Below are 26161 nucleotides of genomic sequence, written 5' to 3' on the forward strand. Positions count from 1 at the left end.
CCCAGCGTTGCAGCGGCGTTGCTGCGCCGCTGCCGCTGTTCAGCGCCATGCTCAACTACCGCCATGGCGCACTGGCCAGCGCAGAACAGCGCCAGGCCTGGCAGGGCATCGAGGTACTCGAGGGCCAGGAGCGGACCAACTATCCCCTGAGCCTTAACGTGGACGATCTGGGCGAAGATTTCCGCCTGGTGGCCATGACCCCTGCACAGGTGGGCGCGGCGCGGATCTGCGCGCAGATGGTCCAGGTGCTCGAGGCCATGGTCACGGCCCTGGAGCAGCAACCGCAGTTGCCGGTGCAGCAACTACCGGTGCTCGAGGCAGCAGAACGGCGCCGGGTTTTGCTGGCCTTCAACAACACTGAGGTGAACTACGACCTCAGACAGACCCTGCACGGTCTGATCGAGGCCCAGGTCGAGCGCACCCCGGACGCCGTGGCGGTGCGTGGTGAAGAAGGCGAGCTGAGCTATTGCCAGCTCAACCAGCAGGCCAACCGTCTGGCCCATCACCTGATCGGTTTGGGGGTCAAACCCGATGACCGTGTAGCGATTTGCGTTGAACGCGGGTTGTCGATGGTGGTGGGGCTGTTGGCGATTCTCAAGGCCGGTGCGGCCTATGTGCCGGTGGACCCGGATTATCCGGCTGAGCGGATCCGTCACATGCTCGGTGACAGCGCGCCTGTGGCTGTCCTCGTACAGGCGGCCACATGTCATGTAGCGCAAGGCACTGCGGTCATTGATCTGGACCTGCCGACCTGGCATGAACTGCCAGAAAGTAACCCACGCGTCGAAGGCCTGACCGCCAAACATCTGGCTTATGTGATCTACACCTCCGGCTCGACCGGCTTGCCTAAAGGCGTGATGAACGAGCATGCCGGCGTGGTCAACCGCCTGCTGTGGATGCAGGACGCCTATCACCTGGGCGCCGATGACGTGGTGCTGCAAAAGACCCCGTTCAGCTTCGACGTTTCGGTCTGGGAATTCCTCTGGCCGCTGCAAACCGGGGCCCGGTTGGTCATGGCCCGCCCCGGCGGCCATCGCGACCCGCAGTATCTGCGCGAGATTATCCGCAACCAAGGGGTCACTACTTTGCACTTCGTGCCGTCGATGCTGGATGTGTTCCTGGCGGACGGCCAGGTAGCAGCTGAGCGTCTGAAGCGGGTGCTGTGCAGTGGCGAAGCCTTGCCGGGTAGCCTGGTGCGGCGTTTCCATGAGCAATTGCCAACGGTCGAGTTGCACAACCTCTACGGCCCAACGGAAGCTGCGGTGGACGTCAGTGCCTGGCAGTGCATCAGCGCAGCGGACAGCACGCCAATCGGCAAGCCGATCGCCAACACCACCTTGTATGTGCTGGATGATCAACTGCAGCCGGTACCTCAGGGCGTGGCTGGCGAGTTGTATATCGGTGGCGTGCAGGTTGCCCGTGGCTACTTGAACCGCGACGAACTCAGCGCCGAGCGCTTTATCGATGACCCGTTTGGCACCCGGCCCGGCGCCCGGCTGTACCGCACCGGTGACCTGGCCCGGCACTTGGCCGACGGCAATCTGGAGTACCTGGGCCGTAACGATGACCAGGTGAAAATCCGTGGCCTGCGCATCGAGCTGGGCGAAATTCAGGCCGGCCTGACCCGCCTGCCGGGCATCAAGGAAGCCGTGGTGATCGCCCGCGAGCAGCGCTTGATTGGCTATTACACCGGCGAACAACAGCCGGTAGAAACCTTGCGTGGCGCACTGCTCGCGCACCTGCCGGAGTTCATGGTGCCAGCGTTGTTCATGCATCTGGACGCATTGCCGCTAAGCCCCAACGGCAAGCTAGACCGCAAGGCATTGCCACAAGCAGATATCGAAAACCGCGCCTTCGAGGCCCCCGAGGGCGAGACCGAAACCCTGCTGGCCGGCCTCTGGAGCGATCTGCTGGGGGTGGAGCGAGTAGGGCGCCACGACAACTTCTTCGAACTGGGCGGCCATTCGCTGCTGGCGGTGAGCCTGACCTCGCGCTTGCGCCAGCTCGGCCTGCAGGCCGATATACGCGTACTGTTCGGGCAACCGACCCTTGCGGCCCTGGCGGCAGCGGTGGGGCGCGAGTCCGGGGTGCAGGTCCCGGCCAATCGCATCCCGGCGCACTGCACGCAAATTACCCCGGACATGCTGCCATTGGCCGACCTGTCCCAGGAGGCCCTCGATGGCCTGATGGCACAGATCCCCGGTGGCGTGGCCAATGTCCAGGACATCTACGCCCTGGCGCCATTGCAACAGGGCATCCTATACCACCACTTGGCCAGCGACGGCGCCGACCCCTACGTGCTGCAGGCGCGCTTCGCCTTTGCCGGGCAGGCCGAGCTGGATGCCTTTGCTGCGGCCCTGGACCGGGTCATCGCACACCACGACATATTGCGCACCAGCTTCCATTGGCAAGGCCTGGACGAAGCCGTGCAAGTGGTCCAGCGCAACGTCCCCTCGGTAGGAGAGGCCTTGCGCCGCGATCAATACCCTGCGGTCCTGAACCTCAACCAGGCGCCGCTGATCCGCCTGCTGCCAACCCAGGCCAACGGCCGTCTTGAGGCAACGTTGCTGCTGCACCACATCATCCTTGACCACGCCGCCGTCGAGCAGTTGGTGGCGCACATCAGCGCGGTGCTGCAAGGTCAGGCTCTGCCCGACGACAGCGTGCCTTACCGCAACTACGTGGCCCAGGCCCGCCTGGGTGCCAATACTCAAGCGGATGAAGCCCTGTTCCGCGAACTGTTGGGCGACATCGACGAGCCCACCGAGGTGTTCGGCCTGCGCGACGCCCAGGGTGACGGCACGGCGGTGCTCGACAGCCGCCAGGCCCTGGCGCCAAGCCTGGCCAGGCGCTTGCGTGCCCAGGCGCGCAAGCTGGGTGTCAGCCTTGCCAGCCTGGTGCACCAGGCTTGGGGCCAGGTGCTGGGGCAACTGTCCGGGCGCGAGGAAGTGGTGTTCGGCACGGTGCTGCTCGGCCGCCTGCAGGGCGGCGAAGGGGCTGAACGCGCCTTGGGCATGTTCATCAACACCTTGCCATTGCGGGTCAGCGTCGGCGCTGCCGCAGTGGCCGAGGGTGTGCGCCTGACCCATCAGCGCCTGGCCCGCTTGCTGGCCCGTGAACAGGCCTCCCTGGCTCTGGCCCAGCGCTGCAGCGGTGTAGCCGCCTCGCAGCCACTGTTCACCAGCCTGCTCAACTTTCGCCACAGCGCGCCGGCCAAGGCGCCACTGCACGAGGCTTGGCAAGGCATCGAACAACTGAGCGCGCACGAGCGCAGCCACTACCCTCTGGTGGTCAACGTTGACGACCTGGGCGAGGGGCTGGTCCTTACCGTCCAGGCCGTAGCCAAGGTGGATGGCGAACAGGTCTGTCAGTTGCTGGGCTGCGCGCTCGACAACCTGGCACGGGCCCTTGAACAGGCCCCCGACACGGCCCTGCACGGCATCAGTTGCTTGGCGCCGGATGAGCGTGAACGGGTGTTGCAGGGCTTCAACGCTACCCAGCGCGACTACCCGCGCGAGCATGCCCTGCACACGCTGTTCGAGGCATACGCCGCGCTCAGCCCCGACGCCACGGCAGTGGTTCAGGGCTCGGTGCAGTGGAGTTACCAGCAGTTGGATCAGCACGCCAACCGCTTGGCGCATTATCTGTTGGCGCTGGGCGTGCGCCCCGGTGATTGCATTGCGCTGCTGTTGCCACGCGGTGTCGACCTGCTGGCCGCGCAACTGGCCGCGAGCAAATGTGCAGCGGTGTACGTGCCGCTGGATATCAACGCACCGGTCGAACGTCAGGCGTTCATGCTCCAGGACAGCCAGGCACGGGTGCTGCTGACCCACAGTGGCGAGCCGCAGGTTGGCGCAACGCAACGCATCGAACTCGACGGCCTTGTACTCGACGGCTATCGGCACACCTCGCCGGGCCTGATGGTCGAGGCTGGCAGAGCGGCATACATCATGTACACCTCCGGTTCCACCGGCACGCCCAAAGGCGTGCAAGTGCCGCACCGGGCCATCGTGCGCCTGGTGATCAACAACGGCTTCGCCGATTTCAACAGCCAGGACCGGGTAGCCTTCGCCTCCAACCCGGCCTTCGACGCCAGCACCCTGGAAGTCTGGGCGGCGCTGCTCAATGGCGGCGCCCTGGTGGTGATCGATCAGGACCAGGTGCTGTCGTGTCAGGAGCTGGGCGCTGCCCTGATTGAGCACAGGGTCTCGGTGCTGTGGCTGACGGCCGGTCTGTTCCATCAATTCGCCGATGCCCTGTTGCCGGCACTGCGTAACCTGCGCTACCTGCTGGTCGGCGGCGATGTTCTCGACCCTGCGGTGATCGAGCGTGTACTGCGCGGCGGTGCCCCGGCGCATCTGCTCAATGGCTACGGCCCGACCGAAGCCACCACCTTCAGCACCACCCACGAAATCACCGCAGTGGGCGCGGGCAGCATCCCCATCGGCAAGCCGATCGGCAACAGTCGCTGTTATGTCCTCGATGCCCACCAGCAAGCGCTGCCGGTGGGCGCCGTGGGCGAGCTGTACATCGGCGGCGAGGGGGTTGCCCTGGGTTATCTGGGCCAGCCGCAACTGAGCGCTGAGCGTTTCCTCGATGATCCTTTCAGTGCCGAGCCCGGTGCGCGCATGTACCGCAGCGGCGATCGGGTGTGCTGGCAGGCGGACGGCACCTTGCTCTACCTGGGCCGTAGCGACCAGCAGATCAAACTGCGCGGGTTCCGTATCGAGTTGGGCGAGATCGAAGCCCGCCTTGGTGCGTGCCAGGGGGTAGGCGAAGTGGCCGTGGTGCTGCGCGAGGACACGCCGGGCGACAAGCGCCTGGTGGCCTACTACAGCGCCGTTGACGGCACGCTGAGCATCAACGAACTGCATGCCCAGTTGCAAGGACAGTTGCCGGACTACATGCTGCCGGCGGCTTATGTGCGCCTGGCCGCGCTGCCGCTTACCGCCAATGGCAAGCTTGACCGCCAGGCGCTGCCGCAGCCAGACAGGGATGCCGTGCTCAGCCGGACGTTCGAGGCGCCCCAAGGCGAGGTGGAAACCGCACTGGCGGCGATCTGGGCAGAGCTGCTCAAGGTTGAACGCATCGGTCGCCATGATCATTTCTTCGAGCTGGGCGGCCACTCACTGCTGGCGGTTACTTTGATCGAGCGCATGCGCAAGGCCGGCTTGAGCGCCGACGTACGCGTGCTGTTCGCCCAGTCGAGCCTGGCGGCGCTGGCGGCGGCAGTTGGCAGCAGCCGTGAAGTGCAGGTGCCCGCCAACCGCGTGCCGGTCGATGCCCGGCACATCACCCCGGCCATGCTCAGCCTGATCGAGCTGGACCAGGCCAGCATCGAACGCATCGTCGCCACGGTGCCGGGCGGGGCGGCCAACGTGCAGGAGATCTACCCGCTGGCACCGCTGCAGCAAGGCATCCTTTATCACCACCTGAGTGCCGAGCAGGGCGACCCTTACCTGCTGCAGTCACGTCTGGCATTCGACAGCCTGGCGCGCCTGCACACCTGGGCCGCAGCCTTGCAGCAGGTTATCGACCGCCATGACATCCTGCGTACGGCGGTACTCAGCGAAGGCCTGGTGCAGCCGGTACAGGTGGTCTGGCGCACGGCGCGCATGGCCGTGACAGCCGTCGCCGGGCTCAGCGGTGCTTCAGTCGTCGATGCCCTGCAGGCGCGCTTCGATGCCCGCCACCAGCGCCTGGACCTGTCGCGTGCGCCGCTGATGCGCCTGGTGTACGCCGAAGATCCGACCAACCAGCGCGTGGTGGCGATCCTGCAGTTCCATCACCTGGCCATCGACCACACCGCCATGGCAGTGATCGCTGGCGAAATGCAGGCACTGTTGGCAGGCAACGCCCAGCGACTGGCGCCGCCGGTGCCGTACCGCACCTACGTGGCCCAGGCCCGGTTGGCTGCGGATGATGGCGGGCATGAGGCGTTCTTCCGCGACATGCTCGGCGACCTTGACGAACCGACGCTGCCATTGGGCCTGGTCGACGTGCAGGGCGATGGTCGCGCCATCGAAGAAGCTCACTTGAGCCTCGATGCGGCAGTTGCCCGGCGCCTGCGCGAGCAGGCACGGCAACGCGGGGTCAGCGCCGCAACCCTGGCCCACCTGGCCTGGGCGCGGGTGTTGGGGGTACTGGCCAATCGCAGCGACGTGGTCTTCGGCACGGTGCTGATGGGCCGCCTGCAGGGCGGTGAAGGCGCCGACCGGGCCCTGGGTGTGTTCATCAACACCTTGCCCCTGCGCATCGACCTCAGCGCCCCGGTGGCGCAAGCCGTGGCCCGTACGCATCAGCGGCTGTCGGCATTGCTGGGCCATGAGCATGCCTCGTTGGCCCTGGCCCAGCGTTGCAGTGGCGTGGCGGCGGCATTGCCGTTGTTCAGTGCGCTGTTCAACTACCGCCACAGCGCGCTCGGCACACCTGCCGAGGAGGACGCCAGCATGCAGGGCGTGCGTCTGCTGGGCGGCGAAGAACGCAGCAACTATCCGCTGACCTTGAGCGTTGATGACCAGGGTGAAGGTTTTGCCTTGAGCGTACTGGCGCAAGAGGGCATCGGTGCCGAGCGGGTCGCACAGTGGATGAGCGAGGCCCTGGCGCAGTTGGCCCTGGCGCTTGAGCAGGCGCCGCAGACAACGGTGGATGCGTTGCCGATTGTTGATGAACTGGCACGCCAGCACGTGCTCGATGGCTTCAATGCTACCCGTCAGGCCTACCCCCGTGGGCAGACGCTGCAGGCAAGGGTCGAGGCCCAGGCGCGGCGTGCTCCGCAAGCGCTGGCTGTGACCCAGGATGGCCAGGCCCTGAGCTATGGCGAACTGAACCGCCGTGCCAACCAACTGGCCCATCACCTGATCGGCCGTGGCGTGCGCCTCGGGGACCGGGTCGCACTGTGCCTGCCGCGCAATCTGCAGCGCGTGGTCAGCCTGCTGGCCGTGCTCAAAGCCGGCGCCGCCTACGTACCGGTGGACCCGGCATACCCGGCCGAGCGCATTGCCTACCTGCTGGCCGACAGCGCCCCTGCGCTGGTGGTGGCCCAGGCCAGTACGTCGGCCTTGCTCGGCGCTACCCCGCAGGTCGAACTGGACCGCGACGCCTGGCAGGACGAAGCCGATCACAACCCGCAGGTTGCCGGGCTGGATGCCCAGCAACTGGCCTATGTGATCTACACCTCAGGCTCCACCGGCCAGCCCAAGGGGGTGATGGTCGAACACCAGACCCTGGCCAACCTGGTGCACTGGCATTGCCAGGCATTTGCAGTGGTGGCCGGCACGCATACCTCCAGTGTTGCCGGTTTTGGTTTCGACGCCATGGCCTGGGAAGTCTGGCCAGCCCTGTGCGCCGGGGCCACGCTGCACCTGCCGCCTGCGCACATCGGTAACGAGCTGGTTGATGAGCTGCTCGACTGGTGGTTGGCGCAACCGCTGACGGTCAGCTTCCTGCCCACGCCGGTGGCCGAGCAGGCCCTGCGCCGCGAACGCCAGCATCCGACCCTGCGCACGCTACTGATCGGCGGTGATCGCCTGCGGCAGTTCGAGCGCGATCCGGGTTTTGCCGTGATCAACAACTATGGCCCCACCGAAACCACCGTGGTCGCCACCTCCGGGCACTTGCAGCCCGGCGCTGTTCTGCACATCGGCCGACCCATCGCCAATACCCGTGTGTATGTGCTCGACGAGCGCCGCCAGCCGCTACCGATCGGTGCGGTGGGCGAGTTGTACATCGGTGGCGCGGGGGTCGCCCGTGGCTACTTCAACCGTCCTGAACTGACCACAGAGCGTTTCCTGGCTGACCCGTTCAGCCGCGAGCCGGGCGCACGGATGTACCGCAGCGGCGACCTGGTGCGCTGGAATGCCGACGGCACGTTGGAGTACCTGGGGCGCAACGATGACCAGGTGAAGATCCGTGGTGTGCGGGTCGAGTTGGGCGAGATCGAAGCGGTGCTTGCGGCCCAGCCAGGTGTAGCCGATGCGGTGGTACTGGTACGTGGCGAGCGTTTGTTGGCCTGGTTCACTGCAACCGCTGCGGTCGACCTTGAGCAACTGCGCCAGGCCCTGCGAACCACGTTGCCGGCGCACCTGATGCTGCAGGCGTTCCTACGCCTGGAGCAGCTGCCATTGACCAGCCACGGCAAGCTGGACCGCCGTGCACTGCCCGATCCCGATCCGGCTGACCTGGTCACACACGGCTATGAAGCGCCGCAAAACGATACTGAAGCGGCGATGGCCGCCGTGTGGGCCGAGGTCCTGGGCGTTGAGCGGGTAGGGCGTCACGACAACTTCTTTGAGTTGGGCGGCCATTCGTTGCTGGCAGTCACCCTGGTCGAGCGCCTGCGCCAGCAAGGCCTGCAGTCCGACGTGCGCGTGTTGCTGAGCCAACCGACGGTGGCCGCGCTGGCCGCAGCGCTGGGCACCGGCCGGCAGGTAGCGGTGCCGGATAACCTTATCGCACAGGGCTGCACCCGTATCACCCCCGACATGCTGCCGCTGGTGGCGCTGAATCAGGCGGCCATCGAACGGATCGTCGCCACCGTGCCGGATGGTGCAGCCAACGTGCAGGACATCTACCCCCTGGCACCGCTGCAGGAAGGTATCCTGTTCCACCACCTGAGCGCCGTAGGAGCGGATCCGTACCTGCTGCAATGGCGCATCGCCTTTGACAGCCCGGCACGTCTGCAAGCCTTCGCCGGCGCCCTGGACCAGGTCATCGCCCGCCACGACATCCTGCGCACCGCAGTGCTCTGGGCTGGCCTGCCACAACCGGTACAAGTGGTATGGCGCACCGTCCCCTCTGTGCTGGGAGCGAGCCATGTGGGAGAGGGCACTGTGGGCGCGGCGGTGCGGCGACCCGACTTGCCCCGCGATGGCGTCCCCCCGGCTATGGACCTGAGCGCCGCCCCTCTGATCCGCCTGCACTACACCCAGGCCACCAACACCCCGCGCATCGAAGCCACCCTGCAGTTCCACCACATCGCCCTCGACCACACCGCAATCAAAGTAGTGCTCGAAGAAATCAGCGAGCACCTGCGTGGCCAGGCGCCGCAACATCCGCCGGTACCGTACCGCAACTATGTAGCCCAGGCGCGCCTGGCCATCAGCGAGGCCGAGCACGAGGCGTTCTTCCGCGCCCAATTGGCGGATATCGACGCGCCAACCCTGCCGTTCGGCCTTAGCGACATCCAGGGCGACGGCAGCGCCTTCGACCAGGCTTCGATAGCGCTGGATGCCGGGCTGTATCAACGCCTGCGGCGCCAGGCCCAGCAATTGGGCGTCAGCGCCGCCAGCCTGGTGCACCTGGCCTGGGCGCGGCTGGTGTCTGCCGCCAGCGGCCAGACCTGCGTGGTGTTCGGCACCGTCCTGCTCGGCCGCTTGCAAGGCGGCGCCGGGGCAGACCGGGGCCTGGGCATGTTCATCAACACCTTGCCGCTGCGCCTGGACCTCAAGGGCATGACTGTCGTGCAAGGGGTGCGCGCGACCCACCAGCGCCTCAATGCATTGCTCGCCCATGAACACGCGTCGCTGGCCCTGGCCCAGCGGTGCAGTGGCGTGACCGCACCCGCACCGTTGTTCAGTGCCATGCTCAACTACCGGCACGGTATCAACGCACAACAGGCGCAGCATCAGGCGCTCGAAGGGATCGAGTCGTTGCCCGGTGGCGGGCACGGCAACTACCCGTTCAGTGCCAACGTCGACGATTTCGCTGATGGCATGCGCCTGTCGGTCCAGGTGCCGGCGCGGATTGGCGCGCAGCGGGTCTGCGGGCAACTGGCGACGTTGCTGCAGAGCCTGGTGCAAGCCCTGGAGCAGGAACCTGGGCGACAGCTGTCGCAGTTGCCGGTACTGGCAGATGAAGAGCGGCGCCGTGTGTTGCTGGACTTCAACGACACCAACGAGGGCCACGACCTCACCCAGACTCTGCACGGTTTGATCGAGGCCCAGGCCGACCGCACACCGGATGCTGTGGCAGTGTGTGGCGAAGAGGGCGAGCTGAGCTATCGCCAGCTCAACCAGCAGGCCAACCGCCTGGCCCATCACTTGATTGAACTGGGGGTCGGGCCTGATCAGCGCGTGGCGATTTGCGTCGAACGTGGACTGTCGATGGTGGTGGGGCTGCTGGCCATTCTCAAGGCCGGTGGCGCCTATGTGCCGCTCGACCCGAGTTACCCGCCCGAGCGTATCGCCCACATGCTCAAGGACAGCGCGCCGCTGGCGGTACTGGCCCATGCTGCCAGCCGTGAGGTGTTGCAGGCCTGGCCAGGGCAACTGATCGACCTTGATCAGTCCGTCTGGGAGCAGCAGCCCACCAGCACACCACTGGTCCCGGCGCTGAGCGCCCGGAGCCTTGCGTACGTGATCTACACCTCCGGCTCCACCGGCCTGCCCAAAGGTGTGATGGTCGAGCACCGTAACGTGGTCAACCTGGTGCGCTGGAGCGCGCGAGTGTTCCCGGCATTGCCAGGCACAGCGGTGCTGCACAAGACCCCGAGCAGTTTCGATGCCTCGGTCTGGGAGCTGTTCTGGCCGCTGTGCACGGGTGTGCGCCAGGTACTGGCGCGGGCTCAGGATTCGCACGATCCGCAGTACCTGGCAGAGTTGATCGAAGCGCGTCAGGTCAGCGTCGTGCAGTTCGTCCCGGCCTTGCTGCAGCAGTTCCTGGAGTCACCACAGAGTGCCTGCTGCACCGGCCTGAGCGACATCGTCTGCGGCGGTGGCGAGCTGACCGCGGCGCTGGTCGCCCAGGTGCGCCAACGCCTGCCCGGGGTGCGCCTGCACAACGTCTATGGCCCCACCGAAGCCACGGTCGACTGCAGCGTGTGGACCCTGGCGCCCGGCGAGCCGTTGCCGCCAGGCCCACCGCCGATCGGCAAGCCGATCGACAACACCTGCCTGTACGTGCTGGACGATCAGTTGCAGCCGGTGCCCCAGGGCGTGGCCGGCGAGCTGTACGTCGGTGGCGTACAGGTGACCCGTGGCTACCTGAACCGCGACGAACTGACCGCCGAGCGCTTTGTCGATGACCCGTTCGGCACCCGGCCCGGCGCGCGGTTGTACCGCACCGGCGACCTGGCCCGCCACTTGGCCGACGGCAATCTGGAGTACCTGGGCCGTAACGACGACCAGGTCAAAATCCGTGGCTTGCGCATCGAACTAGGAGAAATCCAGGCGTGCCTGGGCCGTGTTGCCGGCATCAAGGACGCCGTGGTGATCGCCCGCGAGCAGCAGCTGATTGCCTATTACACCGGCGAACCGCAAGCGGCTGAGGCCCTGCGTGCCGCACTGCTCGAGCACCTGCCGCAGTTCATGGTACCTGCGTTGTTCATGTACCTGGACGCAATGCCGCTGAGCCCCAACGGCAAGCTTGATCGCAAGGCACTGCCACACATCGAGGTCGAAAGTCGCGTTTTCGAGGCCCCCGAAGGCGAGACCGAAACCCTGCTGGCCAGCCTCTGGGCTGAGTTGCTGGGGCTGGAACGGGTAGGGCGCCAGGACAACTTCTTCGAACTGGGCGGCCACTCGCTGTTGGCGGTGAGCCTGACCTCGCGCTTGCGTGACCATGGCCTGGATGCCGATGTGCGCGCGCTGTTCGATTACCCCACCTTGGCCGGCTATGCAGCCATCACAGACAGAATGGAGATCGTCCTGTGAGTATCAATGAGCTACTGCAAACACTTTCAGCCAACAATGTGCAACTGGCGCTCAAGGATGGGCAGCTGGCGGTACAAGGCAACCGTCAGGTATTGACGGATGCCGCACTGGTGGCGCAACTGCGTGAACACAAGGCCGACCTGGTGGCGATGATCGCACGTGGCGAGTATGTGGCGCTCAAACAGGGCGCGGTGCAGGTGCCGGACAATCTGATCCCACCCGGTTGTACGCGCATTACCCCGGCCATGCTCAATCTGGCCAGCGTTGACCAGGACAGTCTGGACGGTATCGTCGCCTGTATCCCCGGGGGGGCAGCCAACGTTCAGGACATCTACCCCCTGGCGCCGTTGCAGCAGGGCTTGCTGTTCCACCATGTCAGTGCCACCGAGCACGACCCCTACGTGTTACGCCTGCGCTTCATGTTTGCCGATGAGGGGAGGCTGCAGGCCTTCGCGGCAGCATTGCGCGGGGTCATCGCACGCCATGACATCCTGCGCACGTCGGTGCACTGGAAAGGGCTGCAGAGCCCCCTGCAAGTGGTCTGGCGCCATGCCGAACTGCAGTTGCTGGATCTGCCGATCGACGATCCGCGCCGCGACGGCTTCGATCTGACCCAGGCACCGCTGATCCGCCTGCTGCGCGAAGCGCCGCAAGCCGATGGCAAATTGGTCGCGACCTTGCAGTTTCACCATATCGCCCTGGACCACAGTGCGCTGGAAGTCGTCCAGCATGAGTTGGTCGCGCTGCTCAGCGGCGAAGCTGAACGCCTGGGCGCGCCGGTGCCGTTTCGCAACTATGTGGCCCAGGCGGTGCTGGGGATCAACGAGGCCGAGCATGAGCGGTTCTTTCGCGACATGCTCGGTGAGGTCGACGAACCGACCCTGGCCTACGCGATTCAGGACATGCAGGGCGACGGCCTGGTGCACAACGAACACAGCGTGGACCTGCCCGATGCACTATGCCAAGGCCTGCGCGCCCTGGCGCGCAGCCACGGGGTGAGTGTCGCCAGCCTGTTTCACCTGGCCTGGGGGCGGGTGCTGGGCGGCCTGACCGGGCGCGACCGGGTGGTGTTCGGCACGGTATTGATGGGGCGCCTGCAGGGCGCCGAAGCCATCGATCGTGCCTTGGGGATTTTCATCAATACCTTGCCGCTACGGGTGGATCTGGACGACGTTGACCTCGCGGCGGCGATCAAGGCCAGCCACCAGCGCCTGAGCGCACTGATGCGCCACGAGCACGCGTCACTGGCACTGGCCCAGCGCTGCAGCGGGGTGAGGGCAGGGGTGCCGCTGTTCAACGCCTTGCTCAATTATCGCCACAGCGCGGTGGCTGCCGAGCAACCGCGGCGCGCCGCCCTGGCCGGCATCGAGGTGGTGCAGGCGGTGGAGGCGACCACTTATCCGCTGACCCTGAGCGTCGATGACCTGGGCCAAGGGTTGCGCCTGACCCTGCTGGCCAGTGCCCAGGTGCCGGCGCAGCGGGTATGCGGCTACCTGCTACAGACCCTGGAGAGCCTGCTGCAGATGCCGCAGGTGGCGGCCAACGCCCTGGAGATGCTGCCGCACAGCGAGCGCCACGAATTGCTGGAAACCTTCAACGACTACCCGGCCGTGCACAACGGCATGTTGCCGCTGCACCGGCGTATCGAGGAGCACGCCCGGCGCTACCCCGATGATACTGCGGCCACCCAGGCTGGCCAGGCGCTTGGCTACGGTGAGCTGAATGCACGGGCCAATGCCTTGGCCCATCACCTGATCGGGCTGGGAGTGCAGCCCGAAGACCGGGTTGCGGTGCTCGCCCGGCGCGGCCTGGAAACCCTGGTCGGCTTGCTGGCGGTGCTCAAGGCCGGTGCCTGCTATGTACCGGTCGATGCGGCCCATCCGGATGAACGCATACGCTACCTGCTCGAAGACAGTGCGCCCAGGGCGGTGCTGACCCAGCATGCGCTGCGTGCGCGCCTGGATGCTGTCGAGGTACCGTTGCTGGTGCTCGACCGCCCGCACTGGCCGGCGCGTAATGACGATCTGCAGGTGCCCGGGCTGGGGGCGAACACCCTGGCCTATGTGATCTACACCTCAGGCTCCACCGGCCAGCCCAAAGGGGTGATGGTCGAGCAGCAGACCCTGGGCAACCTGGTCGACTGGCATTGCCGTGCTTTTGACCTGTGCCGTGGCCGCCAGACTTCGAGCCTGGCCGGCTTCGGCTTCGATGCCATGGCCTGGGAGATCTGGCCCGCCCTGTGTGCCGGCGCCACTGTGCACCTGGCACCTGTGGCCGAAGGCAATGAGGACCTTGATGCAATGCTGCAGTGGTGGTGCGCACAACCGCTGGATGTGAGTTTCCTGCCGACACCGGTAGCCGAGTACGCCTTCAGCCAGCAGACCGAGCACCCGACCCTGCGCACCCTGCTGGTCGGCGGCGATCGCTTGCGCCAGTTCAGCCGCAACCAGCGCTTTGCCGTGGTCAACAACTATGGCCCCACCGAAACCACCGTGGTGGCCAGCTCCGGTGCCGTGGAGGCAGGCGCTGTGCTGCACATCGGCCGGCCCATGGACAATGCCCGCCTGTATGTCCTCGACGCACAGCTGCAGCCGGTAGCGCTGGGCGTGCCGGGCGAGTTGTACATCGGCGGCGCCGGGGTTGCCCGTGGCTACCTGGGCCGCCCGCAGCTCACTGCCGAACGTTTTCTTGCCGACCCGTTCTGCGTAGTGCCCGGCCAACGCATGTACCGCAGCGGTGACCTGGTGCGCTGGCTGGCGGACGGTACGCTGGAGTACCTGGGCCGCAACGACGATCAGGTGAAGATTCGCGGCGTGCGCATCGAGCTGGGCGAAATCGAAAGCCGCCTGGGTAGCTTGGCGGGGATCAACGAGGCCGTGGTGGTGGCCCGTGAGGACCAGCCCGGGCAACCGCGGCTGGTGGCTTATTTCACTGCCCAGGCGGACGTCGAGCCCCTCGATCCGCAAGGCCTGCGTGCCCAGTTGCAGGCGCATCTGCCTGAGTACATGGTGCCGGTGGCCTTTGTCGAACTGGCAGCATTGCCGCTCACAGCCAATGGCAAGCTGGACCGCCGTGCATTGCCCCGGCCTGAGCGCTCGGCACTGATCGAACAGGGCTACCAGGCGCCCGAAGGCGAGCTGGAACACAGCCTGGCGCAGCTCTGGGCAGAGCTGCTGGAGGTTGAGCGGGTAGGGCGCCATGACCGTTTCTTCAGCCTCGGCGGTCACTCGTTGCTGGCCATGCGCATGGTCTCGCAGGTGCGCCTGCGCCTGGGGGTGGAACTGCCCCTGACCGACCTGTTTGCCAACGACGAACTGGCGGCGGTGGCCACGGCGCTGGGCAATGCCGGGCGCAGTGAACTGCCGCCGATCCTGGCGACGCCGCGTACCACACACCTGCCGATGGCGTTTGCCCAGCAGCGCCTGTGGTTTCTGGCGCAGATGGAGGGCGGTAATCAGGCCTACAACGTGCCCCTGGCCCTGGGCCTGCGCGGCCCTCTGGATGCCGGCGCACTGGAGTGCGCCTTGCTACGTATCGTCGAGCGTCATGAGACTTTGCGCAGCGGTTTTGTGCCCCACGAGGACAGCGCCGAGGTGGTGATTGCCGCAAGCGTCAGGGCCGGCTGGTTCAGGCGTGAAGAGGTAACCGCGCAGACGCTTGCCGAGCGCCTGCGCGCCGAAGCCGAAACACCCTTCGACCTGGTCCACGGGCCGCTGCTGCGGGCCCGTCTGTTGCGCCTGGGCGCTGAGCACCATGTGCTGGCGTTGACTGTGCACCACATCGTGGCTGACGGCTGGTCGCTGGGGGTGTTGACCGCTGAACTGAGCGCGCTTTACCCCGCTATGCGCGATGGCCGCGAAGATCCGCTGCCGGCCTTGAACCTGCAGTACGGCGATTATGCCGTGTGGCAGCGGCGCTGGTTGGCCGGAGAGCAGTTGCAACGCCAGGCCGACTACTGGCGCGGCGCCCTTGAAGGTGCGCCGGCCCTGTTGAAGCTGCCCGGCGATCGGCCGCGCCCGGAGCGCCAGGATTTCGCCGGAGCCAGCCTGCCCGTGCAGCTGGACGCGCGTCTTGTTGCCGGCCTGCGCATGCTCGCCCAGCGTCATGGGGTGACCCTCTATATGACTGTTCTGGGCGCCTGGGCTGCGCTATTGGCGAGACTTTCCGGGCAGGACGAAGTGGTGATTGGCTGCCCGGTAGCCGGGCGGATACGCGCCGAGCTTGAGCCGTTGCTGGGGTTGTTCGTCAACACCCTGGCCATTCGTATCGATACAGCCGATGTCGGTGCAGAGTCCTTGTTGCAACAGGTCAAGGGCCAACTGCTGGAGGCCCAGGCGCATCAGGACCTGCCGTTCGAGCAAGTGGTGGAAATCGTCCGCCCGGCACGCAGCCTGAGCCATACGCCGTTGTTCCAGACCACGCTGAACTGGCAGGCCACTAGCGGAGCGGCCCTGGCTCTGGAGGGTTTGCAACTGGAAGCGGTGGCGCACAGTGCCCAGGTGGCCAAGTTCGACCTGGCCCTGACCCTGGGTGAGTATGCCGACACCCTGGTCGGCGCCCTGGAATACGCGACTGCGCTGTTCAATGAAGACACCATGCGCCGCTACCTGGGGTACTTTGACACCCTGCTGCCGGCCATGGTCGGCAATGATCAGACGCCACTGGCGCACATTGATCTGGTCGGTGCGGATGAGCGTCAGCGCCTGGTGCACACCTTCAACGCCACGGATCAGGGCCCTGCCCAGCGGCAAACCGTCCATGGCCTGATCGAAGCCCGCGCGGCGCAGGCGCCCCAGGCCTGTGCGGCCCAGGCCGGTGCCCGGTCGCTGAGCTATGGCGAACTCAATGCCCAGGCCAACGCCCTGGCCCACCATCTGATCGGGCTTGGCGTGCGCGCCGACGACCGGGTCGTGGTGGTTGCCCGGCGCGGCCTGGAAACCTTGGTGGGATTGCTTGCGGTGCTCAAGGCCGGTGGCGCCTACGTGCCGGTGGATCCGGCCCAGCCGGACGAGCGCCTGCACTATCTGCTGGGCGACAGCGCACCGACCGTGGTGCTGACCCAGGCAGCATTGCGCGAGCGCCTGGGCGTAGTCGACGCTCCACTGTTGTTGCTGGATCAGCCGAGCTGGCCGGCGCGTCACGACAACCCAAGGGTGCCAGGCTTGACTGCCGATAACCTTGCTTATGTGATCTACACCTCAGGCTCCTCGGGTTTACCCAAGGGCGTGATGGTCGAGCACCATTGCCTGGTCAATCTGGTGCAATGGCACTGCGCCGCGTTCGACCTTGCGCCAGGCGATCACAGCGCAAGCCTTGCCGGTTTCGGCTTTGACGCCATGGCCTGGGAAGTCTGGCCGGCCTTGTGCGCCGGCGCGCAGTTGCACCTGCCGCCGGAGCACCTGGGCAACGAACAGCTCGATGAACTGCTTGAATGGTGGTGTGCGCAGCCACTGAAAGTGGCCTTCTTGCCCACACCGGTGGCCGAATACCTGTTCAGCCGCGATCTGCGCCATCCGACCTTGCGCACGCTGTTGATCGGCGGTGATCGCCTGCGTCAGTTCAACCGCGATCCGGGCTACAGGGTGATCAACAACTATGGCCCCACCGAAGCGACGGTGGTGGCGACTTCAGGCCAGGTCATGCCTGGCGGAGCCCTGGATATCGGCAAGCCGATCGGCAAAGCCCGGGTATACCTGCTGGATGAGCAGCGCCAACTGGTGCCGTTTGGTTGCGTCGGTGAGCTGTACGTCGGCGGTGCCGGGGTTGCCCGCGGCTACCTGGGCCGCGCCGACTTGAGCGCCGAGCGCTTCCTCGAAGACCCGTTCAGCGAGGTGCCTGGCGCACGGATGTACCGCAGCGGCGACCTGGCCCGCTGGCAGGCCGACGGCACCCTGGAGTACCTGGGGCGTAACGACGATCAGGTAAAAATTCGCGGCATACGTATAGAACTGGGGGAAATTGAGGGCCAACTGGCCCAGCTAGAAGGTGTTGAAGAGGTATTGCTACTGGCACGCGAAGACCAACCGGGCCAGCCAAGGCTGGTGGCCTACTACCAGGGGCACGGAGCGGCGCTGTCGGCCGCCACATTGCGCCAGGGCTTGCAGCAGCGCTTGCCCGCTTACATGGTGCCAGCGGCCTTCGTTCATTTGGACGCCTGGCCGCTGACCGCCAATGGCAAGGTCGATCGCCGGGCATTGCCGGCGCCTACACGCGAAGCCCTGGCCAGCAGCGCCTATGAAGCACCGGCGGGCGAGCTGGAATGTACCCTGGCCGAGGTCTGGCGCGAGCTGCTGCAGGTTGAACAGGTGGGCCGCCAGGACCGCTTCTTTGACCTGGGTGGCCATTCGCTGTTGGCCATGCGCTTGCTGGCCCGCGTGCGTCAGCGCCTGGGCCTGGAACTGTCGCTCGGCGAGCTGTTCGCTGACGACAGCCTGGCGGGGGTTGCCGCAAGTCTTGGCAGCAGTACCCGCACCCTGCTGCCGCCTATCGAGATAGCGCCCCGTGGCGATGCCTTGCCGCTGTCGTTCGCCCAGCAGCGTTTGTGGTTTCTGGCCCAGTTCGAGCAGGCCAGTGCTGCCTACCACATACCGCTGGTGCTGCAACTGCAGGGTGACTTGCAGCGGCCGGCACTGGCACAGGCGCTACGCCGCCTGGTCGAGCGGCATGAGAGCCTGCGCAGCCACTTTGTCGAAGTGGACGGCCAGCCTTGTGTGCGGCTGGCCGATGCCGACGCTTTTGAACTGGTCTGGGAACAGCACAGTGACGGCGACGAGCCGTCGCTGGCTACCCTGATCCAGAACCACGCCCAGCAGCCGTTCGCCCTGGATCAGGCGCTGCCGCTGCGTGCTTGCGTCGTGCAACTGGCGCCGCAGCGGCACCTGTTGCTGCTGACTTTGCATCATATCGCCGCCGATGGCTGGTCGATGGGGGTGTTGTTCCGCGAGCTGAGCGCGCTTTACCAGGCCTTTGCGTGCGGCCAGGCTGATCCGTTGCCGGCATTGGCGGTGCAGTACATCGACTATGCCGTGTGGCAACGCCGCTGGCTCAGTGGCGAGGCCTGGCAGCGCCAGGCCGACTACTGGCTCAAGGCCCTGGCTGGCGCCCCGGAGCTGATCAGCTTGCCGTGTGATCGGCCACGACCGCAACGCCAGGACTACCGTGGCGCGAGTGTCGAGTTGAGCCTGGATCCGCACCTTTGTGACGCATTGAAAGGCGTGTGCAGTCGCCACGGCGTGACCCCGTACATGGTCTTCATGGCCGCCTGGGCGGTACTGCTGGCACGGCTGTCTGGCCAGCACGAGGTGGTCATCGGCTCGGCGGTCGCCAACCGGCGGCTGGCTGAGCTGGACGGCTTGATCGGAATGTTTGTCAATTCCATCGCCTTGCGTATCGACACCGACGGCGCGCCTGACGTGGCAACCCTGCTGGCCCGGGTCAAGGCCGTGGTGCTGGCGGGCCAGGAACATCAGGACCTGCCGTTCGAGCAGGTGGTGGAGCTGCTGCGGCCCGGCCGAAGCCTTGCGCATACGCCGCTGTATCAGGTGTCTATGGATTGGCAGGGCGGCAGCGAGCAGCAGACGCTGCGCCTGGGCGAGCTGTCGGTGAGCGCAGTCGGCGGGCAATCCTCCATTGCCAAGTTTGACCTGGGCTTGAGTGTAGGCGAGCAGGGTGACGGCTTTGCCGGCGCGCTGATCTATGCCACGGCGCTGTTCGAGCGAGCGACCATCGAGCGTTATGTGGGTTACCTGGAACAACTGTTATGGACGTTTGCCAGCAGCGACGCTGCCATTCCCGCGCATGTCGGCCTGATCAATGGGCTAGAGCGCCAGCGCTTGTTGCTGGACTTCAACGCGACAGCCGTAGGCTACGACCTCACCCAGACCCTGCACGGTTTGATCGAGGCCCAGGCCGAACGCAAACCGGATGCTGTGGCGGTGTGTGGTGAAGAGGGCGAGCTGAGCTATCGCCAGCTCGACGAGCAGGCCAACCGCCTGGCCCATCACTTGATTGGCTTGGGGGTAAAACCGGACGACCGTGTGGCAATCTGTGTCGAGCGCGGGTTGTCGATGGTGGTCGGCCTGCTGGCCATTCTCAAGGCCGGTGGCGCCTATGTGCCACTCGACCCGAGTTATCCGCCCGAGCGTATCGCCCATATGCTGGCTGACAGTGCCCCGTTGGCGGTGCTGGCCCATGCCGCCACCCGTGAGGTGTTGCAGGCGTGGCCAGGGCAACTGATCGACCTCGATCAGCCCGTCTGGGAGCAGCAGCCGGGCAGCACACCACAGGTCCCGGCGCTGAGCGCCCAAAACCTGGCCTACGTGATCTACACCTCCGGCTCCACTGGCCTGCCCAAAGGCGTGATGGTCGAGCACCGCAACGTGGTCAACCTGGTGCGCTGGAGCGCGCGGCTGTTCCCGGTATTGCCAGCGGCAACGGTGTTGCACAAAACCCCGAGCAGCTTCGACGCCTCGGTCTGGGAGCTGTTCTGGCCGCTGTGCAGCGGTGTGCGCCTGGTCCTGGCGCGGGCCCAGGACTCGCACGATCCGCAGTACCTGGCGCAGTTGATCGAAGCGCGTCAGGTCAGCGTCGTGCAGTTCGTCCCGGCCTTGCTGCAGCAGTTCCTGGAGTCACCACAGAGTGCCTGCTGCACCGGCCTGAGCGATATCGTCTGCGGCGGTGGCGAGCTGACCGCAGCATTGGTCGCCCAGGTGCGCCAACGCCTGCCCGGTGTGCGCCTGCACAATGTCTACGGCCCCACCGAGACCACGGTCGATTGCAGCGTCTGGACCCTGGCGCCCGGCGAGCCGTTGCCGCCAGGCCCACCGCCGATCGGCAAGCCGATCGACAACACCTGCCTGTACGTGCTGGATGATCAGTTGCAGCCGGTGCCCCAGGGCGTGGCTGGCGAGCTGTACGTCGGCGGGGTACAGGTGACCCGTGGCTACCTGAACCGCGACGAACTGACCGCCGAGCGCTTTATCGACGACCCGTTTGGCACCCGGCCCGGCGCGCGACTGTACCGCACCGGTGACCTGGCCCGCCACGTGGCCGACGGCAACCTTGAGTACCTGGGCCGCAACGATGATCAGGTGAAAATCCGTGGCTTGCGCATCGAGCTGGGGGAAATCCAGGCCGGCCTGAGCCGTGTCGCTGGCATCAAGGACGCCGTGGTGATCGCCCGCGAGCAGCAACTGATTGCCTACTACACCGGCGAGCAGCAAGTAGTCGAGACCCTGCGTGCCGCACTACTCGCGCACCTGCCGCAGTTTATGGTGCCTGCGCTGTTCATGCACCTGGACGCAATGCCGCTCAGCCCCAACGGCAAGCTCGATCGCAAGGCACTGCCGCAAATCGAGGTCGAAAGCCGCGTTTTCGAGACTCCCGAGGGCGAAACCGAAACCCTGCTGGCCAGCCTCTGGGCCGAGCTGCTGGGGGTGGAACGGGTAGGGCGCCAGGACAACTTCTTTGAACTGGGCGGCCACTCGCTGCTGGCGGTAAGCCTGGTAGCCAAGTTACGCGCCGCAGGGTTGCAGGCAGACATCCAGGTGCTGTTCACCACGCCAACCTTGGCCGCGCTGGCCGCAACCCTCGGGCAGTATCAGCGTCTGCAGGTGCCGGCCAACCGTATCGAGGCCGATTGCCAACACATCACCCCCGACCTGCTGCCCCTGGTGGCATTACCCCAGGAGGCCATCGACCGTATCGTGGCCAGTGTTCCCGGTGGCGTCGCCAACGTACAGGACATCTATCCGCTGGGGCCTTTGCAGGCCGGGATTCTCTTTCATCACCTGGCCAGCGAGGGCGAGGACACTTACCTGCTGCGAGCACGCTTTGCAGTGGCTGATCGCCAGCGCCTGAGCGCGCTGCAACAGGCACTTGACCAGGTCATCGAACGCCACGACAGCCTGCGCACGTCGCTGTACTGGGAGGGGCTTGTGCAACCGTTGCAGGTGGTCTGGCGCAAGGCACCGCTGCAGGTCGAGGCGGCAAGCGCTGCGCAGCTGCAGCGTCTGGACCTGACCCAGGCGCCGCTGCTGCGCCTGGTTTATGAGGAGCAGGCCGACAGCGGCAAGCTCATCGCCACGCTGCTGTTTCATCACGCGGTCATGGACCATATCGCCCTGGATGTGCTGCGCGCCGAGTTGCAAGCGATCTTGCTGGGGGCGCAGCAGCAGTTGCCAAGCCCGGTACCGTACCGCAACTACATCGCCCACGTGCTGCAAGGTGACGGTGAGCAGGGGCACGAAGCGTTCTTTCGTGAGCAGCTCGGCGACATTGATGAGCCGACGGTGCCCTATGCCCAGTATCCCGCCCCGCACCCGCAGGCGCAGGCCGAGCTCAGTCGCTGGGTCGACGCCGACCTTGCTCGCCAGGTTCGTGAGCAGGCCCGGCAACTGGGTGTCAGCGCTGCCAGCTTGATGCACCTTGCCTGGGCCATGGTGCTTGGGCAACTCAGTGGTCGCGACAGCGTGGTGTTCGGCACCGTGCTGCTGGGGCGCATGCACGGCGGTGAAGGGGTGGAGCGGGCCTTTGGCGTGTTCATCAACACCCTGCCGCTGCGCATCGACCTGGGCGCCTTGCCGGTACGTGAAGCGCTGCTCGACGCCCATCGCCGGCTGGTCGGCCTGCTCAAACACGAGCATGCGCAGCTGGCCCTGGCTCAACGCTGCAGTGCCTTGCCGGCCGGTGCGCCGTTGTTCAGCGCCTTGCTCAACTATCGACACAGTGCCACAGCACAGGCTGTCGACAACCAGACTCAGCAAGCCTGGCAAGGCATCGAATTGCTACACGCCGAAGAACGCAGCAACTACCCGCTGGCACTGAGCATCGACGACCTGGGCGAAGGTTTTGTCTTAACGGCGCAATGCGCCCCGGGGGTGGATGCACGGCGTATCTGCGCTTACCAGGAGCACGCCTTGCAAAGCCTGGTCGACGCCTTGCGCCAGGCACCGGAGCAGGGGCTGGAACTGCTGTCGGTGCTGCCCGATGATGAGCACGAGCAAACCGTGCGGGCCTTCAACGCCGGCCATCGGCAGGATTATCCGCAGGCACCGGTGCAGCGCCTGTTCGAGCAGCGGGTGGCGCGCCACCCTTCGGCCCTGGCCGTCGTAGAAGGCGAGCAGCGCCTGAGCTACGGTGAACTCAACGAACAGGCCAACCGCCTGGCTCACCACTTGCTCGGCAAGGGTGTGCAGCCCGGTGATCACGTAGCGATACTGCTGCCGCGTTCGATCACCTTGCTGGTCGCCCAACTGGCCATTGTCAAATGCGCGGCGGTGTATGTGCCGCTGGACGTCCATGCCCCGGCCGAGCGCCAGCTGTTCATGATCCAGGACTGCCAGGCCGTGCTCGTGCTGACATTGCGCCACTTCGCGCTTGAGCAGGGCGTACGCCGCATTGACCTGGATGCCGTGGCAGTCGATACCCAGCCCAGGTACAACCCGAACCTGACCCAGGGCGTCGATGCCGTGGCTTATGTGATGTACACCTCGGGCTCCACCGGTACGCCCAAAGGCGTGCGCGTGGCCCATCGTGGTATTGCCCGCCTGGTACTCAACGACGGCTATGCTGACTTCAACCCACAGGATCGTTTCGCTTTTGCTGCCAACCCGGCGTTTGATGCCAGTACGATGGAGGTCTGGGGCGCGTTGCTCAATGGCGGCCAGGTACGGGTGATCGATCACCCGACGCTGATCGATCCGCTGCGCTTTGCCACAGCCTTGTGCGAGCAGGGGGTAACGGTGCTGTTCCTGACCACGGCATTGTTCAATCAGTACGTGCAGTTGCTCCCCGACGCCCTGGCAGGCTTGCGGGTGCTACTGTGCGGCGGTGAACGCAGTGACCCGGCAGCCTTCAGGACCCTGCTGGCGCACGCCCCGGATTTGCGCCTGCTGCACTGCTACGGGCCCACCGAAACCACTACCTTTGCAACCACCAGCCGGGTGCGGGCCGTTGCCGAAGCGGCCAGCAGTGTGCCGATCGGCAAACCGATCGGCAGCACCCAGGTGTACGTGCTTGATGCGCACCTGCGGCCGGTGCCCCTGGGGGTGGTCGGTGAGCTGTACATCGGTGGTGATGGCGTCGCCCAGGGCTATCTGCATCGCCCGCAATTGACCGCCGAGCACTTTATCGACGACCCGTTCAACGAGCGTCCCGGGGCCAAGCTGTACCGCAGCGGCGACCTGGCCTGCTGGCGTGAAGACGGCCAGCTCGAATGCCTGGGGCGCAACGACGATCAGGTCAAGATCCGTGGCTTTCGCATTGAGCTGGGTGAAATCGAACAGCACCTGGGCCACTGCCCGGGCATCAGCGAGGCAGTGGTCATGGCCTTGCGCCTGGATTCGGGGCCGCTGCGCCTGGTGGCCTGGTTCACCCGCCAGGATCCTGCACTGCAAGCGGCAACCGTACGTGGGTTTCTGAGTGAGCGTCTACCGCCGTACATGGTGCCGAGCGCCTATGTAGGCCTTGAGGCGTTACCGCTGAACAACAATGGCAAGATTGATCGCAAGGCCTTGCCACTGCCGCTGGAGCAGGACCTGGCCGTGACGGCCTATGAAGCACCGGCGACGGAGCTGGAACAACGCCTGGCCGATTGCTGGGCGCAGGTGCTGGACGTGGCCCGGGTCGGGCGCCATGACAGCTTCTTCGAACTGGGCGGGCATTCGCTGCTGGCGATCCGCCTGGTCGCCGAGATGGCCAAGGTTGATGCCCAGGCCACCCTGGTGGAGCTGTTCCAGCACCCGAGCGTGGCCCAGCTGGCCGCATGCCTGGAGACGCGTGAAGCACCGCCTGAAGAAACTGGGTTGGTCACCGTGCGCGCCGCTGGCAGCCAAGCGCCGCTGTTCCTGGTGCATGAGTTCAGTGGCTTTGATCTGTACTTCCCGGCGCTGGGGCGACACATCGACGGTGACTTCCCGATCTACGGCCTGCCGGGTATCGCCGCCGGCCAGGCGCAACTGCGCACCATGGAGTGCCTGGCGGCGCGCCTGCTGCTGCAGATCCGCACGGTGCAGCCGCATGGCCCGTATCGGCTGGCAGGCTGGTCGTTCGGCGGGGTGCTGGCCTACGAAATCGCCGCCCAGTTACTGGGGGCCGACGAGCAGGTAGCCTTTATCGGGCTGATCGACACCTATGTGCCGCGCCTGACCGACCGCGGCAAGGCGCGCTGGCAGGGCGCACATCTGCTTGAGCGGCATCTGTTGGCGTACTGTCACGACTATTGGCAAGCCCAGGGTGAGACTGGCAGCGAGCAACTGGCCAAGGTGGAGCGTTTGCGGCCCCAGGTGCAGGATTTCGAAATGTTGTTGGCCTATTGCCGGGCCGAGCAGCTGATACCGAACCTTGCGCAATCGAGTGACCAGCAGTTGCGTCATTATTTCGAACGTGAACTGGCCCATGGTCACGCCCTGGCCCACTACCGCGTGGCGCCGTTGGCGCTGCCGGTGCAGTTGTTCTGCGCGCAACAGGTTAACCCGCTGCTGCGCCATGCCGGCCCGACGCTGGGCTGGGCCGAGGTGTTGCCGGCTGAGCAGTTGCGGTGTGTCGCGGTCCCGGGAGACCACCAGAGCATGCTGCAGGCGCCCCAGGTACAGGTGCTGGGGCAGGCGCTCAGCCAGGCGCTGCAACAGGTCACGGTGCAAGGCGCAGCGCCGGTGCCGGTGCCGGTGGCGATCCAGAGTGGGCATGGCGCCCATGCGCCGCTGTTCTGCGTGCCGGGAGCGGGTGACAGCATCACCAGCTTTATCGGCCTGGCCGAAGCGCTGGGCGCGGACTGGCCTGTGTATGGCCTGCAGTCGCGCGGGCTGGATGGCAGCGCGGTGCCGCACAGTTCGGTGGAAGCGGCCGCCGAGTGCCATGTGCAGGCCATCGAGGCGCTGTATCCGCACGGGCCGCTCAACCTGCTTGGGCATTCGTTCGGTGGCTGGGTGGCCCATGCCATGGCCGCCAGGTTCCAGGCCATGGGCCGCCCGGTGCATTCGTTGACCCTGGTCGACAGCGAAGCGCCAGGAGAGGGCAGTACCTGTGGCCGGCCCTACACCCTGACCGAAGCGCTGGAGCGGCTGATCGAGGCGCTGCAACTGTCCAGCGGCAAAGCCCTGGGCATCGAGCCATTGGCCTTTGCCGAGGCCAGTGACGATGACCAGTTACGCCAACTGCATGGCGCCATGGTCCGCAGCGGGTTGTTGGCGCCGCGCTCCAGCCCACGGGTACTGGACGGCACTGTGCGCACCTTCGCCACGGCGCTGCGCACCGCTTACCGGCCGCTGTTGCGTTATAGCGGCCCGGTAGGCCTGGTGCTGGTGGACGACCCGAGCCTGGATGAAGCCGGCAACGCCCGTGAACATGCCGCCATGCAGGTCGGGTGGCACACGCTGCTGCCGCAGTTGGCGCTGTGGCAGGGACCGGGCAACCACTTCAGCATCCTCAAGGTGCCGGATGTGTTCAGCCTGGCGGCGTGGTGGCACGACGGCCAGGCACTGGCGACCAAGGCGACACTGTCATGAGCCGTG

General features: G+C 66.0%; 2 protein-coding genes. Both read left to right on the top strand.

Annotated features, from left to right (window positions below; translation table 11 throughout):
• Positions 1 to 47 precede the first annotated feature (47 nt).
• Positions 48 to 11651: a non-ribosomal peptide synthetase gene (locus M5G17_RS09490; protein ID WP_273892675.1), complete on the top strand. Its 11604-nt coding sequence runs from the start codon at positions 48 to 50 to the stop codon at positions 11649 to 11651.
• On the top strand, positions 11648 to 26155 hold the full coding sequence (locus M5G17_RS09495; RefSeq protein WP_273892676.1) for a non-ribosomal peptide synthetase: 14508 nt from the start codon (positions 11648 to 11650) through the stop codon (positions 26153 to 26155). The genes M5G17_RS09490 and M5G17_RS09495 overlap by 4 nt, the downstream gene beginning before the upstream one ends.
• The last annotated feature ends 6 nt before the right edge of the window (positions 26156 to 26161 follow it).

Origin of the sequence: Pseudomonas rubra (assembly GCF_028656935.1) — a bacterium.
Classification (GTDB): domain Bacteria; phylum Pseudomonadota; class Gammaproteobacteria; order Pseudomonadales; family Pseudomonadaceae; genus Aquipseudomonas; species Aquipseudomonas rubra.

Excerpts from the sequence above, each read along its gene's own strand:
- M5G17_RS09490 (WP_273892675.1), top strand. The coding sequence starts at position 48 with ATGCTCAACTACCGCCATGGCGCACTGGCCAGCGCAGAACAGCGCCAG.